This is a genomic window from Bacteroides sedimenti, from assembly GCF_040365225.1.
GTDB classification, from domain to species: Bacteria; Bacteroidota; Bacteroidia; order Bacteroidales; family Bacteroidaceae; genus Bacteroides; species Bacteroides sedimenti.
This window is the reverse complement of record NZ_AP028055.1, coordinates 364913-381576: the sequence shown is the minus strand read 5'-3', so window position 1 is coordinate 381576 and position 16664 is coordinate 364913. Positions and strand designations below refer to the sequence as shown.

Here is a 16664-nt window from a genome sequence, read left to right as displayed (position 1 = left end):
AAAAATACGACCTTTGCTCCCCAATGGTCATATACATAGAAATGTAATCTCCATTTAACGTTAATGAAAAAGTTTAGAATCATTCAACAATATAAACATGGAATTTTCGGCTAAACAAATTGCAGAATTTATTCAAGGAGAGATAATTGGAGATGAAAATGCCTGCGTTCATACCTTCGCTAAGATTGAAGAAGGAGTTCCCGGAGCAATCTCATTTCTTTCCAATCCCAAGTATACCCATTATATATATGATACTCAATCAAGCATTGTCTTAGTTAACAGAGATTTTGTTCCAGAACAAGAAATTAAGGCTACCCTTATAAAAGTTGACAATGCTTACGAAAGCCTTTCTAAACTGCTCACCCTTTACGAGATGAGCAAACCTAAGAAAACAGGAATTGATTCATTAGCTTATATATCTCCTACAGCAAAAATAGGTAAAAATGCATATATCGCGCCTTTTGCATGTATAGAAGATAATGTTGTAATTGGCGACAATGCAATGATTCATTCACATGTTACAGTTGGTGCCGGCGCAAAAGTAGGCGACAACTGCATATTCTATCCACATGTTACTATTTATCACGACTGTCGTATCGGAAATAACTGCATTTTACATGCCGGTTGCGTAATTGGTGCTGATGGATTCGGTTTTGCTCCAACAGCAGAGGGGTACTCAAAGATTCCTCAGATTGGCATTGTTATATTGGAAGATGATGTAGAGATTGGTGCAAATACTTGTATAGACAGAGCAACCATGGGTGCTACAATTATTCATAAAGGAGTGAAACTGGATAATCTTATCCAAATAGCTCATAATGATGAAATAGGTTCACACACTGTTATGGCCGCTCAGGTAGGTATTGCCGGATCAACCAAAGTCGGCGAATGGTGTATGTTTGGCGGTCAGGCGGGACTTGCCGGACACATTAAAGTTGGTAATAAAGTAGGTATAGGAGCTCAGGCTGGCATTCCAGGAAATGTTCCTTCAAACTCAAATATATTGGGAACACCCGCAATTGATGCAAAACAATTTTTTAAATCGTCTGTGGTATACAAAAAATTGCCAGAGATGTATAAAGCTCTGAATAATCTAGAGAAAGAGATAATTGAACTAAAAAAACAAATAAATAAGTAACCAATGTTGAAACAAAAGACTCTAAAAGATAGCTTTTCACTAAGAGGAAAAGGTCTTCACACTGGACTTGATCTGACTGTTACATTTAATCCGGCACCGGAAAATCACGGGTATAAGATTCAGCGAATCGATTTAGAAGGACAACCAGTTATTGATGCAATAGCAGAAAATGTAGTAGAAACAACTCGTGGCACTGTTCTTGCTAAAGGAGGAGTGAAAGTCAGTACGGTTGAGCACGGCATGGCAGCTCTTTATGCAGCAGGAATCGACAACTGTCTTATCCAGGTAAACGGTCCTGAATTCCCAATTCTTGATGGTAGCGCTATTGCATACGTACAGGGAATTGAGAAAGTTGGCATTGAAGAACAGACAGCAGTAAAAGATTTCTATATCATCAAGCATAAGATTGAATTTAAAGATGAAGAAACAGGGTCTTCCATCGTTGTTCTTCCAGATGATAAATTCAGTGTAAATGTGCTTATCTCATACGACTCAAAAATTATCCCAAACCAGTTTGCAACGTTGGAAAACATGCAGGATTTCCCAACAGAAATCGCTCAAAGCAGAACTTTCGTTTTCGTTCGCGAAATTGAACCATTGCTTTCAGCAGGCTTAATTAAAGGCGGTGACCTGGACAATGCAATCGTGATTTACGAACGTCAGCTCTCACAAGAAAAATTGGATCAGCTGGCCGACATTATGAGTGTTCCTCATAAAGATGCCAATCAATTGGGATATATTAACCACAAACCGCTTGTGTGGGACAATGAACCTGCACGTCACAAGCTGCTCGACATCATTGGTGACTTGGCACTGATTGGCCGTCCTATAAAAGGCCGCATCATTGCTACTCGTCCGGGACATACTATCAATAATAAGTTTGCCCGTCAGATGAGGAAAGAAATCAGACAGCACGAAGTACAAGCTCCAATCTACAATTGCAATGAGGCTCCTGTAATGGATGTGAACCGCATTCGCGAGCTATTACCTCATCGCTATCCTTTCTTACTGGTAGACAAGATTATCGAAGTAGGACCTACTCATATAGTCGGAGTTAAAAATATCACAGGAAACGAACCATTTTTCCAGGGACACTTTCCTCAGGAGCCGGTTATGCCAGGCGTACTGCAGGTAGAAGCTATGGCACAGACCGGAGGATTGCTTGTTCTGAACTCAGTAGATGATCCTGAAAGATATTCTACTTACTTCATGAAAATCGACTCGGTTAAATTCCGTCAGAAAGTAGTTCCAGGTGATACCTTGATTTTCAGGCTCGAACTGCTTGCTCCTATCCGTAGAGGTATATCTACTATGAAAGGTTATGCTTTCGTTGGAGAGACAGTGGTTAGTGAAGCAGAATTCATGGCACAAATTGTTAAGAACAAATAATAAAATTAGATGATTAGTCCTTTAGCATATATACATCCGGAAGCTCAAATAGGCGAAAACGTAGAGATTGCTCCTTTTGTCTTTATCGATAAGAATGTTGTAATCGGCAATAACAATAAGATTATGTCCAATGTCAGCATCTTATCTGGAGCACGCATAGGTAATGGAAATACGTTTTTCCCGGGAGCAGTGATCAGTGCCATTCCTCAGGATCTGAAATTTAAGGGAGAAGATACGACTGCCGAAATAGGAGACAACAACCTGATTCGTGAAAATGTAACCATTAACCGCGGGACTGCAGCCAAAGGCAAAACAATAGTGGGTAGTAACAACCTACTAATGGAAGGAGTTCACGTAGCTCACGATGCTTTAGTCGGGAGCAGATGTATAATTGGAAATTCCACAAAAATGGCAGGCGAAATCGTCATCGATGATAATGCAATTGTTAGTGCAGCTGTACTTATGCATCAGTTCTGCCACGTAGGTAGTTATGTGATGATACAGGGTGGTTCTCGTTTCAGTAAGGACATACCTCCCTATATTATTGCTGGACGTGATCCGATTACTTACTCCGGGATTAATATTGTAGGACTTCGCAGACACGGTTTCTCTAATGAACTGATAGAAAACATCCACAATACTTACCGCATTATTTATCAAAGCGGTCTGAACATTAAAGATGCTCTTGTCAAAGTAAAGGAGGAAATTCCTGCTTGCCCAGAAATAGAATACATTATCAATTTCATTGAAAATTCACAAAGAGGAATAATAAAATAAACATTGCTATAGTAAGGTTTATATTCAGCAGAAAGGGGAAGAGTATCCTGAAGATACCTCTTCCCTCTTTTTTTATGAAGCAATAATGGTTTATTATTGCACTTCTTTATATTTTTACTAATTTTACACCATCATTAATGCGAAAAGACTATGGTATACAGATTTACAATTATATCTGATGAAATTGACGATTTTGTCAGAGAGATACAGATTGATTCGGAAGCTACATTCTACGATTTCCACGAAGCAATTATCAAATCAGTTGGATATGCGGATGATCAGATGACATCCTTCTTTATCTGCGATGATGACTGGGAGAAAGAGAAAGAAATTACCTTGGAAGATATGGACAAGAGCTCTGACGAAGATAACTGGATCATGAAAGATACCCTTCTCAGCGACCTTATTGAGGATGAAAAACAAAAACTCATCTATGTATTCGATTACATGACAGAACGTTCTTTCTTCATAGAACTTACAGAAATCATTACCGGAAAAGACCTGAAAACAGCTGCTTGCACAAAAAAAGCAGGTGAAGCTCCGAAGCAGATGATAGACTTCGAAGAGATGACTGCAGCCAATACCTCCATAGATTTAGATGAGAACTTTTATGGCGACGAGAGTTATGATTCAGAAGATTTTGATGCAGAGGGTTTTGACATCGACACAAATGAAATTGCCGATAACTCTTTCGACAAAGATAGCTATTAATGAGTAAAACTTTACTTGTTCTTATAGGGCCTACAGGTGTCGGAAAAACGGAACTTAGTTTATATTTGGCCGATCATTTTGGTTCACCCATTATATCTTCCGATTCCCGACAGCTGTATGCCGATCTCAAAATTGGAACGGCTGCTCCAACCATGGAACAGCTCAGCAAAGCTCCTCATTATTTTATTGGCACACTTAAATTGACTGATTATTACAGTGCCGCACAATACGAAGCTGATGTCTTACTACTTCTAGAAAAACTATTTCAGACAAAAGATGTGGTGGTGATGACTGGCGGGTCAATGATGTACATCGACGCCGTCTGCAAAGGAATAGATGATATACCCACAGTTGATAAAGATACCCGCGAACTACTACTTCAAAAATATGAAACAGAAGGTTTAGAAAACCTCTGTTCAGAGTTAAAACTTCTTGATCCTGATTATTATAATATTGTTGATCTTAAAAATCCAAAGCGAGTGATTCATGCGCTGGAGATTTGCTATATGACAGGAAAGACCTATACCTCCTTCCGTACGCGAAGTGCGAAAGAAAGGCCTTTCCATATCTTGAAAATAGGTCTTACTCGTGATCGGGAAGAGCTTTATGAACGTATCAACCGAAGGGTGGATATCATGATGGAAGAAGGCCTACTGGAAGAGGCCAGAAAGGTCTATCCTTACAAACATCTGAATTCTCTGAATACAGTAGGATACAAAGAGCTTTTTAATTACTTCGATGGCTACTGGGAACTTCCTTTCGCTATTGAGAAGATCAAACAAAACTCCCGCATCTACTCCCGCAAACAAATGACCTGGTTCAAACGAGACGAGGAGATTGTCTGGTTTCACCCTGATCAGGAAACGGAAATCATGGATTATATACAAAAGATGCTTAATGACTAATTGAAAAATAAGCCATTAAGCATCAGATAATCAAATTGATAAAATACTCTTTTGATATTTCAGGATGAGGATATTGATTGTCTTCCCCAAACCTTTTCAATTACTTAAGGAGTAAACAGAAGTGCTCTGTCTACCTGAATTGTTTAGAGGCATACATCGTATCAGCAGTTCTATTTTTTAGTAACAATGATTATAACTCCATTTTTGCCCTTCTCACCATATATTGAAGTTGCAGCCTTATCCTTTAAAACAGAAATAGATTCGATGTTTTCCGGATTGATTGTTTGAAAAGTGTCATAAGACAATTCTATTCCATCCATAACAACCAATGGCTGAGAAGAAAGATTGACAACACCACCCTTTGAAGAATCTTTCGTTCTTATTAGCACAACTCCATTCTTTCCCTTTTCACCATACACTGACGCTGCAGATTTATCCTTTAAAACAGAAATAGATTCAATTTTTTCTGGATCCAACACATCTAACCTCTCTTTTGTAATCTCTTTCTCGTCAACGAGAATCAAGGGATCTGCTTCCGAACTTTTAGTTGATAACAGCTTATCCACAGCGTTCCAAGCATTTTTAGTTTTGTAAGAACCTGTAGTGGTATCACATGCTATTTGATTCTTTCGACTAGCAGTATCAGTAGGAACTAGTTTTCCGTTGAGAACAAGTTGTGCTTGTTTTTGATTATCAGGAGCCTCCTCATCGGAAATATTATTTCCAGAATACCCTTTCACAACTGCAGATAAATCATTAACTTCGACTGCAGAAATCTCATTTAATTTTCCAGAGATTTCGGGACGGGCAAAAGCGGCAACAGCTAAAGCTGCCAACGGAAGTACATAGAGGTACTTCACCCGTGCCCACGGATTTGATTTTTCTTTTAACATCATAGTAATTCTTTTTTTTAGTTTGCTGTGATTAAAGCTGTTGGCCATAGAGTAGAGCCTTGTGCCGACAGCTTTTTTGATTAATAATAACTGATATTGTTTTGCATCGATGCCTTGATTGATGACCGTTTCGTCCGCTTCATACTCGTGTATATTCTGTATTTCCTGCTTCATCAGCCAGGCAGCTGGATTAAACCAGTGGAAAAAGGTACAGAACTCTGCAACAAGCAGATCCATTGAATGACGGTTTTTTATGTGAGCAATTTCATGAATTAAGATTTCCCTCCCACTCTCTTGCAAGTCTACACTGGAAATAACAACATACCTCATCCAACTAAAAGGGGCCATTTTATGATTCTGGTGAACAATCAGAATAATTCCGTTTTCTAATGTTTTTCTTTGGCCAGATTTCAACAACCGTGTAACAATTGCAAGAGAATAGAGAATCCGGAAAAAGAAGAAAAATAAACCAACCAGATAGCACAGCAGGATGACCTCACTCCACGAAACAGAAGGCGTTTTCACATTTACTGCTTGTATATTGGAATTATCGGCCATCATAATCAGTTGCTGCCAGTCTATCATTGTCTTCGGTTGTTCTATAGTCACTTCACATAAAGGAATAAGCAATGACAACCCCAGAATTCCCAGCAATGCAATCCGGTTAAACCGATGAAACGTTTCACGACTGAGAAGCAGCCTGTAAAACAGATAAAATATAGTCAGACAGATAGATGACTTTAGTATATAGACAAAGAAGGTTCCCATGGTATTTTACGTATTAGGTCTTTTTCTACTTTTGATGCGCCTTCTCCACTTTCTTAATCAGATCTTTTAGATCGTCAAGAGATATATCTTCTTCTTCAATCAATGAAGAAACTGCACCCAGATATGAATTATTGAAATACTTACTAATAACATTTCTCAATGTCCCTTTGCGGTAATCTTCTTCACTTACTATTGCAAAGTATTGATAGGTATTTCCAAACGTTTCATGACTTAAATATTTCTTTTCCTCCAATCCTCGGACAATGGTGGATAATGTATTGAAATGCGGTTTGGGCTCTTCATAGAAGTCCAGCATCTGCTTCACAAACAACGGGCCTTTCTCCCAGAAAAAACCCATAATTTCTTCTTCTTTACTTGTTAATCCTTTCATAGCGTATTTACTTTAATGCAAATAAACTAAATGTTTTAGTTATAGAACTAATTTTTATAGTTAATTAAAACTAAAGGTCATAGTTATAATAACTATAAAACAACATTCAACTTATTAAATAAGAATACAAACACTGATAAACAGCGCATTATATTCTATTTCAAACTTAATTCACAAGTTAAAGAAAGATTTATGAAAGGCTGGTTCAAACGGTATGAAGAGATTGTTTGTTTCATCCCTACTAGAAAAAAGAGATTATAGAGTATATACAAAAGGTCCTCAATTACAAATTGGCGAATAAGCCATTAGGTATCAAATAATCAAATTGACGAAATTATAAATTTCAGATTACAACTCTTAATTGTTACCATTATCATTTTTTATCGCCAAAGGAATAGATCTACATTCTTCAGTAGACCTCTTAGCAAGTAACGATAAGTATAACCGCGTTCTTGTCCTTTCTAACATCTTTTTAATGCAAGAAACAATCAAAATACTTACACACATCAATTGGCTACAATAAAGGATAATGATTTCTAATGTATGGAGACTCGAATAATGCTTAAAATCCTCCCTTTTGTTCGTGATTCAGTCTTGTTTCCGAGTATACAAAGCGTTGGTTCTTGTACAACAATTTTTCTGCCATCCGGCGCAAGCGGTTATGATATGTAGCACCAAAAAAAAGTCCCGACCATGTTTCCATGACCGGGACTCGGATAAAACGGCGGCTACCTACTCTCCCACTGTTACGCAGTACCATCGGCGTGATCAGGCTTAACTTCTCTGTTCGGAATGGGAAGAGGTGGAACCCTGATGCTATAGCCACCTTAATATTTTTAAAGATCTTACTCTCTATTAAGATAACACAATGCAAAAGCAATAAAGAAGCCCTTTTATCAATAAAAGAGCAAAACATATAGCCAACCATACAAAGGCTCGAAGAAAGTGTACGGGCAATTAGTACTGCTCGGCTTTGACATTACTGTCTTTACACCTGCAGCCTATCAACGTTGTCGTCTTCAACGACCCTAAGAAATCTAATCTTGTGGCTGGCTTCGTACTTAGATGCTTTCAGCACTTATCCAATCCCGACTTAGATACCCGGCGATGCACCTGGCGGCACAACCGGTAAACCAGCGGTCAGTCCAACACGGTCCTCTCGTACTAGTGTCAGAGCCACGCAAATTTCATACGCCCACGATAGATAGAGACCGAACTGTCTCACGACGTTCTGAACCCAGCTCGCGTGCCACTTTAATGGGCGAACAGCCCAACCCTTGGGACCTTCTCCAGCCCCAGGATGTGACGAGCCGACATCGAGGTGCCAAACCGCTCCGTCGATATGAGCTCTTGGGAGCGATCAGCCTGTTATCCCCGGAGTACCTTTTATCCTTTGAGCGATGTCCCTTCCATACGGAAACACCGGATCACTATGCTCTAGTTTCCTACCTGATCGACTTGTCGGTCTCCCAGTCAAGCACCCTTATGCCATTACACTCTGCGGACGGTTACCAATCGTCCTGAGGGTACCTTTAGAAGCCTCCGTTACACTTTTGGAGGCGACCACCCCAGTCAAACTACCCACCAAACAGTGTCCTCGTAACCACGAGTTAGAACTCAAATAATCAAAGGGCCGTATTTCAACAGCGGCTCCACAAACACTGGCGTGCCTGCTTCAAAGCCTCCGGCCTATCCTACACATCAATTACCCAAATTCAATGTTAAGCTATAGTAAAGGTTCACGGGGTCTTTTCGTCCCATCGCGGGTAATCGGCATCTTCACCGATACTACAATTTCACTGAGCTCACGGTTGAGACAGTGTCCAGATCATTACACCATTCGTGCAGGTCGGAACTTACCCGACAAGGAATTTCGCTACCTTAGGACCGTTATAGTTACGGCCGCCGTTTACTGGGGCTTCAATTCAACGCTTCTCTTGCGATGACATCTCCTCTTAACCTTCCAGCACCGGGCAGGTGTCAGGCTATATACGTGATCTTTCAATTTTGCATAGCCCTGTGTTTTTGTTAAACAGTTGCCTGGACCTATTCTCTGCGCCCTCATTGCTGAGGGACCCTTTATCCCGAAGTTACAGGGTCAATTTGCCTAGTTCCTTAACCGTGATTCACTCAAGCGCCTTAGTATATTCAACCCGACTACGTGTGTCCGTTTACGGTACGGGTACCTTAAGGATTAAGTTTAGCGGATTTTCTCGGGAGTATGCTTACATGCACTATCCAATCACCACAAGGGCTCTCGGTACTATCAGGTTCGACTAGTCTTCCGGATTTGCCTGGAAATCTAATATCTACACCCTTCAACCAGCTATTCCGTCAGCTGGCGGCACTGTCACGCCTCCGTCTCCACGTCACTCCTTAAGGTAGTAAGGGAATATTAACCCTTTCTGCCATCGGCTTCGCCATTCGGCTACACCTTAGGACCCGACTAACCCTGATCCGATTAGCGTTGATCAGGAAACCTTAGTCTTTCGGCGAGGGGGTTTCTCACCCCCTTTATCGTTACTTATACCTACATTTGCTTTTCCACACGCTCCAGCAGAGCTCACGCTCCACATTCAACGCTGAGTGGAATGCTCCCCTACCAACCATTACTGGTTCCATAGCTTCGGTAAATTGCTTATGCCCGATTATTATCCACGCCAAACTCCTCGACTAGTGAGCTGTTACGCACTCTTTAAATGAATGGCTGCTTCCAAGCCAACATCCTAGCTGTCTTAGCAATCTGACTTCGTTAGTTCAACTGAGCAATTATTTCGGGACCTTAGCTGATGGTCTGGATTCTTCTCCTCTCGGGCACGGACCTTAGCACCCATGCCCTCACTCCTGATATTAAACTAATGCGCATTCGGAGTTTATCAAGACTTGATAGGCGGCGAAGCCCTCGCATCTTATCAGTCGCTCTACCTCACATTAGTAATTATCAAGGCTGCACCTAAATGCATTTCGGGGAGTACGAGCTATCTCCAAGTTTGATTAGCCTTTCACCCCCACCCACAGTTCATCCGGAAGCTTTTCAACGCTTATCGGTTCGGTCCTCCAGTTAGTGTTACCTAACCTTCAACCTGACCATGGGTAGATCACTTGGTTTCGCGTCTACTACCACTGACTAAAAACGCCCTATTAAGACTCGCTTTCGCTTCGGCTGCAAAACTTAGTTTCTTAACCTTGCCAGTGACAGTAACTCGTAGGTTCATTATGCAAAAGGCACGCCGTCACAGCTAAAAGCTGCTCCGACCGCTTGTAGGCGCATGGTTTCAGGGACTATTTCACTCTTCTATTCGAAGTGCTTTTCACCTTTCCTTCACAGTACTGGTTCACTATCGGTCTCTCGGGAGTATTTAGCCTTACCGGATGGTCCCGGCAGATTCACGCAGAATTCCTCGTGCTCCGCGCTACTCAGGATACCACTATGGTATACATTAGATTCATGTACGCAACTATCATGCTCTATGGTGACACTTTCCAGAGTCTTCCATTCTCTAATGTAAGTCCAACAACGTGGTCCTACAACCCCATAAATGCCGTAACATCTATGGTTTGGGCTAATCCGCGTTCGCTCGCCACTACTTACGGAATCATTCATTTATTTTCTTCTCCTACAGGTACTAAGATGTTTCAGTTCCCTGCGTTCGCCTCCATCTATGATGGATAATATCCCTTCAGGATATTGGGTTGTCCCATTCGGAAATCTTCGGATCAATGGTTATTTGCACCTACCCGAAGCTTATCGCAGCTTATCACGTCCTTCATCGCCTCCGAGAGCCAAGGCATCCGCCATGCGCCCTTGCTTACTTTCTTCAAACAAACCGGCATTCACATTGCTGATCATGCCGCGTATGGTTCGATATATACTTTCAGCTCTTTTTTTCTCAAAAAAGTTACTTCTTTATTTGCTTTTGTACATCATGTCAAAGATCTTGTCGAGAAATGAATCTCTTTTGTGGAGAATAACGGATTCGAACCGTTGACCCCCTGCGTGCAAGGCAGGTGCTCTAGCCAGCTGAGCTAATCCCCCGAAATCATTCAGAAGCTTTCCGCTGTGGTGCTTCCTCATTATTCGTAGTCCCAGGCAGAGTTGAACTGCCGACCTCTACATTATCAGTGTAGCGCTCTAACCAACTGAGCTATAGGACTGTCGTTCAAAACCGCCTGCCTTTCGGCCCGGCTTCTTTCTTTATCTCTTAAAATCTATATTTTAAATTAAACAATATACCGTAGTACAAGAAATCCAAACCAAGAACGGAATCGCTCCAGAAAGGAGGTGTTCCAGCCGCACCTTCCGGTACGGCTACCTTGTTACGACTTAGCCCCAGTCACCAGTTTTACCCTAGGACGCTCCTTGCGGTTACGTACTTCAGGTACCCCCGGCTCCCATGGCTTGACGGGCGGTGTGTACAAGGCCCGGGAACGTATTCACCGCGCCGTGGCTGATGCGCGATTACTAGCGAATCCAGCTTCATGGAGTCGGGTTGCAGACTCCAATCCGAACTGAGAAGGGTTTTGGAGATTAGCATCCTGTTGCCAGGTAGCGACCTTCTGTACCCTCCATTGTAACACGTGTGTAGCCCCGGACGTAAGGGCCGTGCTGATTTGACGTCATCCCCACCTTCCTCACATCTTACGACGGCAGTCTCAATAGAGTCCTCAGCATGACCTGTTAGTAACTATCGATAAGGGTTGCGCTCGTTATGGCACTTAAGCCGACACCTCACGGCACGAGCTGACGACAACCATGCAGCACCTTCACAGATGCCATTGCTGGCTATGATGTTTCCACCATATTCATCTGCAATTTAAGCCCGGGTAAGGTTCCTCGCGTATCATCGAATTAAACCACATGTTCCTCCGCTTGTGCGGGCCCCCGTCAATTCCTTTGAGTTTCACCGTTGCCGGCGTACTCCCCAGGTGGAATACTTAATGCTTTCGCTTGGCCGCTTACTGTATATCGCAAACAGCGAGTATTCATCGTTTACTGTGTGGACTACCAGGGTATCTAATCCTGTTTGATACCCACACTTTCGTGCATCAGCGTCAGTTGTACCCCGGTAAGCTGCCTTCGCAATCGGAGTTCTTCGTGATATCTAAGCATTTCACCGCTACACCACGAATTCCGCCTACCTTATGTACACTCAAGAAAAACAGTATCAACTGCAATTTTACGGTTGAGCCGCAAACTTTCACAGGCTGACTTATCTTTCCGCCTACGCACCCTTTAAACCCAATAAATCCGGATAACGCTCGGATCCTCCGTATTACCGCGGCTGCTGGCACGGAGTTAGCCGATCCTTATTCATAGCATACATACAAAAACCCACACGTGGGTCACTTTATTCTGCTATAAAAGAAGTTTACAATCCATAGGACCTTCATCCTTCACGCTACTTGGCTGGTTCAGGCTCGCGCCCATTGACCAATATTCCTCACTGCTGCCTCCCGTAGGAGTTTGGTCCGTGTCTCAGTACCAATGTGGGGGACCTTCCTCTCAGAACCCCTATCCATCGAAGACTTGGTGAGCCGTTACCTCACCAACTATCTAATGGAACGCATCCCCATCCATAACCGATAAATCTTTAACTTAATTAGGATGCCCTAATAAAGTACCATCAGGTATTAATCTTTCTTTCGAAAGGCTATCCCTGAGTTATGGGAAGGTTGGATACGTGTTACTCACCCGTGCGCCGGTCGTCAGCGGTATTGCTACCCTGCTACCCCTCGACTTGCATGTGTTAAGCCTGTAGCTAGCGTTCATCCTGAGCCAGGATCAAACTCTTCATTGTAAAAGTTTCTTTTTAATTCTGTTCAGGATTCCGATTCTTATTTTAATATCTCATCCTATAAGGAGGGATATTGACGGTTTGAATCTTTTTTACTAAAATATCTCGATTAACATCGAAACATTATAGCTCTTGTACTACTTGTATTGTTTATATCTAAATCTTTTCAAAGAACGATCAGTTGCTTTAATTTTTCATGCCTCACTTCTGAGGCGAAAGCGGTTGCAAAGATACTAACTTCAGGTAATATACTCCAAATTTTTTAAGAGTTTTTTTATTTTCATCTGAATCGGCTCATGCAAAACTGCTATCATTATGTCAACTTACTGCCTTGTTTCTCTTGCAAAGCGGGTGCAAAAGTAGACCTTTTATCTATACGAACCAAATCTTTTGTGACTCTTTTTTGAAATAAATATCAATCTATTTTGCAACACACTGATTTTTATCAAATTACAAATAAATAAATTTTAAAGGATTTTCTGAGTTATGCCGCAGAATTTATATTTTATCTCCAATTTTTTATTGCGCAGTCGTTCTAACGGTTTACATTTTTATCTTTCAAGAGATATAATACCATACTTAAAAATAAAAAAGAGCATCTAATCTATAATTTGTAAGCTATAACATATCTCTATTACTCTTTATCTGGTTTAGCATAGAATTAAGAAAAGAAGAAGTTTTTAAGAGCATTTTTAAATTTTGCATATTCTTAGTCTTATTCTTTTTCTAAGATATTTTGTTTTCTACTAAACGTATCATCGAGTTATCTGAACCTAACAAAACGTTGAAACAGTAAAAGACGTTATAAAATGAGCAAAAAGTCTATAGAAGCTATTCTATGGAATATTAAAATCGGGGTTATCAAAATTGGATTAATAAGATCTCTATTATTAAATTATTTCCTGTATTTTCGGGCAAGTGCAAAATACACAAGGATTGACAGCAACAGCAATATAACAATTACACCAGTTAACAAAGAAAACAATCTGGGTTTTACTGTAAAAAGAGAAGATGCCATGCTGAACTCAACCAGAATAAATAGCACCCCAATCAAGATATTGACTGTGCGTAACAGTCGCGATGCAAGAAATAATTGGGTCGCCTTGGTCTCTTCCGTGAATTTTATCCGGAGATTGGTCATCCGCATAGGATAATAAGCGCTGAATCCTGTAAGAGCCATAACTAAAGTAGCCACGGCTGCCAAAATAAAAAGATGACTCTTACTACCCCACCCGTCTGCTTCTCCGGCGAAATTAAAATGTACCGGAATAACATCGGGCAATTTTGGGTAGAAAATAATAGCCAATAGCCATGTGGCAATCAGTAAGAGCAATGCAATTGCTTCCATTATTTTATCCACTTTAGTTCGTGGAAGTCGAATATCCTGTTGATTTTTGTAGAAAGGTGGAAATATTCTAAGCATCACTGTATGTATTGTCGATTCTTTATTTTTGCTTGTTTATCCATTCAGCAAGCTCTTGAGATACATAATCGGGAATTGTGGCAGGTTTAAAATATTCAGTCGGAGAAGATTTACCAGTACCCTCCATATATAGATGGTTCAGCTTCGGATACGATCGAAAAGATACATTCTTTCTACCATTCAAGTTTTTATGCCAAAGCAAGAAATCTGTCATAGTTACCTGATAATCTCGTTCGCCCTGAAGAATCAAGATGGGGCATTTAAGCGACTTAGCAACTTTCAACTGGTTATATTCGTTGATGTCTTTCCAATAAGAAGCGGGCAACCCTAATGGAAGTGCAATTCCGGAATCGAAACCCTTTTTACCGAGTTTCTTCACATTTGCAACCTGCACTTTCAAATCATCCAGCTGTTTTTTCTTTTCACTAGTAAGGCTATCAAGCGAATAAAGATATCCTATCTGTTCTGGTAATAAATCGGCCAGATGCCTTGCATTGCCCGACATCATCACAATCCCTTTGATATCTCTACAACGTTGAGCCAGACGCGGAGCGAGATATGCCCCCTGACTATGTCCCACAATAAAAATCCGGCTACTATCCACTCCTGAAATATTCTTTGCAAGCCGGACTGCTGAAAGTACATCCTGCACATATTCATTTTCCATCGAAGGCTCTTCACCTTCAGGAACCGATTTATTGCCATACACCAGTGTACGCTTATCATAGCGAATGGATGCTATGCCTTCTTTGGCAAGACCGTGAGCCAAATCACGGAAAGGTTTGTTGGGACCGATTGTTTCATCCCGATCATTTGCACCGGAGCCTGAAACCAGTATCACCACTGGCACCATCGTTTTTCCTTTGGGCATACAAAGTGTCCCTGGGAGTTCGAACTTTCCGGTTACAACCTTGATTCCTTTTTCCTGCATAACCGAATCGTTCACATAAACCATTGGTGGCGGTGCCTGTAATGGCGATGGTACAAAGTTCAGAGTTGTGGCCAGGCCGTTCTTGTCAAAAGCAGTATTACAGCGTAAAGTCTTATGAGAAAAACGAAGGTCACAGTAGTAAACGGTTTTTCCCGAAACATTTTGTTCCTTCCACTCGCTTTTATTCTGGTAGTCTCCCGCAATGGCAACCAATCCTTTCCATAAATTATTCATCTGATCTACGCTGATCAGTGATTTCACATTGTCACTCAGCATCAGATGCGCTTGTTCTCCTTTCCCCTCCATGATGTACTGAAGCAGCTGCTCTGACGAATGGAATTTATCGTCCGGTAGACTAGCCATAAGTGAAATGGGAAAGAACAGAAGCAAAACAAAATGAATGACCTTTTTCATCTTTTCTTATTTTGTTAAGATAAAAATCAATCCTGCAATAAATGCTACGATTCCTGCTGCGATAATCATTTCAATATTTATTAAATGTTAATAATCTTAATATTCTTTATTGGCTCATGCCGGTGTTTACCATTGGCTGTGCTGCCTCATCGGCACAGAGAACAACTAGCAGGTTGCTTACCATAGCTGCTTTCTTCTCCTCATCTAGTTCAACAATCTTCTCCTCAGAAAGTTTGTTCAAAGCCATTTTTACCATTGAAACAGCGCCTTCAACAATCTTCTCGCGTGCTGAGATAATAGCCGATGCTTGCTGGCGACGAAGCATTACTGCCGCAATCTCGGGAGCATAAGCCAGATAGTTAAGTCTTGCTTCAACAATCTCGATTCCAGCCATCATCAGGCGTTCGTTCAGTTTTTGTTCTAGCTGGTTATTTATTTCTTCTCCACCCGAACGAAGAGTCAAACCAGTTGCTTCACCTTCGTTATCATCATAAGCATATTGTCCCGCCACCTGACGAAGAGCTGCGTCACTCTGAATCTTCACAAAATTCTCGAAAGCATTCATCCGTCCGGCAACAGAACGTCCTACTGCAGTAGCATTCGGCCCAACTCCGGCACTGGCTTCGGCCAGGGTCTGAGAATCAATTTCGAACATTGCTTTATATGTATCTTTAAGGCGCCATACAAGCACCAAACCAATCATAATGGGATTCCCGGTTTTGTCATTCACTTTAATGGGTTGTACATCTAGATTACGTGCCCGGAGAGATAATTTCTTTTTATCGAGAAAAGGATTTACCCAAAAGAATCCGGTTCGCTTGAAAGTTCCTTTATACTTGCCAAAAAAGACCATTGCCCTTGCCTGATTAGGCTCCAGCTGAATAAATCCACCGAATATAAACAAGCTGACAATAATACCTACTATACCAGCAATTATTCCAATATCGCCAGTTGTATCGTATAAAAAGAAAAGCACAACACAAGCTGCAATCAATAAAAGATTGAAAAACAGCATCAGAAAGCCATTAAGACTAAGACCTTCAAAATCGGATTCTTTATTATTCATAATATTAAAAATTAAAGCATTAGCATACTACAGCAAAGATTGTTTAATAAAATTAAGAAAAGC

At 41.1% G+C, this 16664-nt stretch carries 10 protein-coding genes, 2 tRNA genes and 3 rRNA genes; 5 read left to right on the top strand and 10 right to left on the bottom strand.

Annotation, left to right across the window (positions count from 1 at the left end; genetic code table 11):
• Nucleotides 1-97 precede the first annotated feature (97 nt).
• From lpxD to miaA, 5 genes are all read left to right on the top strand, one after another.
• On the top strand, nucleotides 98-1138 hold the full coding sequence (gene lpxD / locus ABWU87_RS01405) for a UDP-3-O-(3-hydroxymyristoyl)glucosamine N-acyltransferase (protein ID WP_353332571.1): 1041 nt from the start codon (nucleotides 98-100) through the stop codon (nucleotides 1136-1138).
• Between the two features lie 3 nt (nucleotides 1139-1141).
• Nucleotides 1142-2527 carry a bifunctional UDP-3-O-[3-hydroxymyristoyl] N-acetylglucosamine deacetylase/3-hydroxyacyl-ACP dehydratase gene (locus ABWU87_RS01400; protein ID WP_353332569.1) on the top strand — a complete coding sequence of 462 codons (1386 nt, stop codon included), beginning with the start codon at nucleotides 1142-1144 and terminating at the stop codon, nucleotides 2525-2527.
• A gap of 9 nt (nucleotides 2528-2536) precedes the next feature.
• On the top strand, nucleotides 2537-3304 hold the full coding sequence (gene lpxA, locus ABWU87_RS01395; protein WP_353332567.1) for an acyl-ACP--UDP-N-acetylglucosamine O-acyltransferase: 768 nt from the start codon (nucleotides 2537-2539) through the stop codon (nucleotides 3302-3304).
• A 150-nt stretch (nucleotides 3305-3454) separates the two neighbouring features.
• Nucleotides 3455-4015 (top strand): IS1096 element passenger TnpR family protein, encoded by a 561-nt coding sequence (locus ABWU87_RS01390; protein WP_353332565.1) that lies wholly within the window; start codon nucleotides 3455-3457, stop codon nucleotides 4013-4015.
• Complete coding sequence (gene miaA / locus ABWU87_RS01385) at nucleotides 4015-4920, top strand: tRNA (adenosine(37)-N6)-dimethylallyltransferase MiaA (RefSeq protein WP_353332563.1); 906 nt, start codon at nucleotides 4015-4017, stop codon at nucleotides 4918-4920. The genes ABWU87_RS01390 and miaA overlap by 1 nt, the downstream gene beginning before the upstream one ends.
• 170 nt (nucleotides 4921-5090) lie before the next feature.
• On the opposite strand, the gene ABWU87_RS01380 is transcribed toward miaA, so the two are convergent.
• The 10 genes from ABWU87_RS01380 to ABWU87_RS01335 all read right to left on the bottom strand — a co-directional run bounded on the left by ABWU87_RS01380 (nucleotide 5091) and on the right by ABWU87_RS01335 (nucleotide 16601).
• Nucleotides 5091-6581 carry a M56 family metallopeptidase gene (locus ABWU87_RS01380; RefSeq protein ID WP_353332561.1) on the bottom strand — a complete coding sequence of 497 codons (1491 nt, stop codon included), beginning with the start codon at nucleotides 6579-6581 and terminating at the stop codon, nucleotides 5091-5093.
• 25 nt (nucleotides 6582-6606) lie between these two features.
• Nucleotides 6607-6972 carry a BlaI/MecI/CopY family transcriptional regulator gene (locus tag ABWU87_RS01375; RefSeq protein WP_353332559.1) on the bottom strand — a complete coding sequence of 122 codons (366 nt, stop codon included), beginning with the start codon at nucleotides 6970-6972 and terminating at the stop codon, nucleotides 6607-6609.
• Between the two features lie 719 nt (nucleotides 6973-7691).
• A 5S ribosomal RNA gene (gene rrf, locus ABWU87_RS01370) occupies nucleotides 7692-7802 on the bottom strand.
• Nucleotides 7803-7909: 107 nt separating this feature from the next.
• Nucleotides 7910-10791: ribosomal RNA gene (locus tag ABWU87_RS01365) — 23S ribosomal RNA — on the bottom strand.
• Between the two features lie 143 nt (nucleotides 10792-10934).
• Nucleotides 10935-11008, bottom strand: a tRNA-Ala gene (locus ABWU87_RS01360).
• Nucleotides 11009-11053: 45 nt separating this feature from the next.
• Nucleotides 11054-11127, bottom strand: a tRNA-Ile gene (locus tag ABWU87_RS01355).
• Nucleotides 11128-11247: 120 nt separating this feature from the next.
• A 16S ribosomal RNA gene (locus tag ABWU87_RS01350) occupies nucleotides 11248-12770 on the bottom strand.
• The 16S, 23S and 5S rRNA genes sit together here with 2 tRNA genes alongside, the layout of an rRNA operon.
• 892 nt (nucleotides 12771-13662) lie before the next feature.
• On the bottom strand, nucleotides 13663-14190 hold the full coding sequence (locus ABWU87_RS01345) for a DUF1648 domain-containing protein (RefSeq protein ID WP_353332557.1): 528 nt from the start codon (nucleotides 14188-14190) through the stop codon (nucleotides 13663-13665).
• A gap of 22 nt (nucleotides 14191-14212) precedes the next feature.
• Nucleotides 14213-15535 (bottom strand): alpha/beta hydrolase, encoded by a 1323-nt coding sequence (locus ABWU87_RS01340; protein WP_353332555.1) that lies wholly within the window; start codon nucleotides 15533-15535, stop codon nucleotides 14213-14215.
• Between the two features lie 106 nt (nucleotides 15536-15641).
• The gene (locus ABWU87_RS01335) at nucleotides 15642-16601 is read right to left on the bottom strand and encodes an SPFH domain-containing protein (RefSeq protein ID WP_353332553.1); all 960 of its coding nucleotides are present in this window, start codon (nucleotides 16599-16601) and stop codon (nucleotides 15642-15644) included.
• Nucleotides 16602-16664: the final 63 nt, after the last annotated feature.

Coding starts and splice junctions, on each gene's coding strand:
- ABWU87_RS01335 (WP_353332553.1), bottom strand. CDS start 16,601: ATGAATAATAAAGAATCCGATTTTGAAGGTCTTAGTCTTAATGGCTTT.
- ABWU87_RS01345 (WP_353332557.1), bottom strand. CDS start 14,190: ATGCTTAGAATATTTCCACCTTTCTACAAAAATCAACAGGATATTCGA.
- lpxD (WP_353332571.1), top strand. CDS start 98: ATGGAATTTTCGGCTAAACAAATTGCAGAATTTATTCAAGGAGAGATA.
- ABWU87_RS01375 (WP_353332559.1), bottom strand. CDS start 6,972: ATGAAAGGATTAACAAGTAAAGAAGAAGAAATTATGGGTTTTTTCTGG.
- ABWU87_RS01390 (WP_353332565.1), top strand. CDS start 3,455: ATGGTATACAGATTTACAATTATATCTGATGAAATTGACGATTTTGTC.
- lpxA (WP_353332567.1), top strand. CDS start 2,537: ATGATTAGTCCTTTAGCATATATACATCCGGAAGCTCAAATAGGCGAA.
- ABWU87_RS01380 (WP_353332561.1), bottom strand. CDS start 6,581: ATGGGAACCTTCTTTGTCTATATACTAAAGTCATCTATCTGTCTGACT.
- miaA (WP_353332563.1), top strand. CDS start 4,015: ATGAGTAAAACTTTACTTGTTCTTATAGGGCCTACAGGTGTCGGAAAA.
- ABWU87_RS01400 (WP_353332569.1), top strand. CDS start 1,142: ATGTTGAAACAAAAGACTCTAAAAGATAGCTTTTCACTAAGAGGAAAA.
- ABWU87_RS01340 (WP_353332555.1), bottom strand. CDS start 15,535: ATGAAAAAGGTCATTCATTTTGTTTTGCTTCTGTTCTTTCCCATTTCA.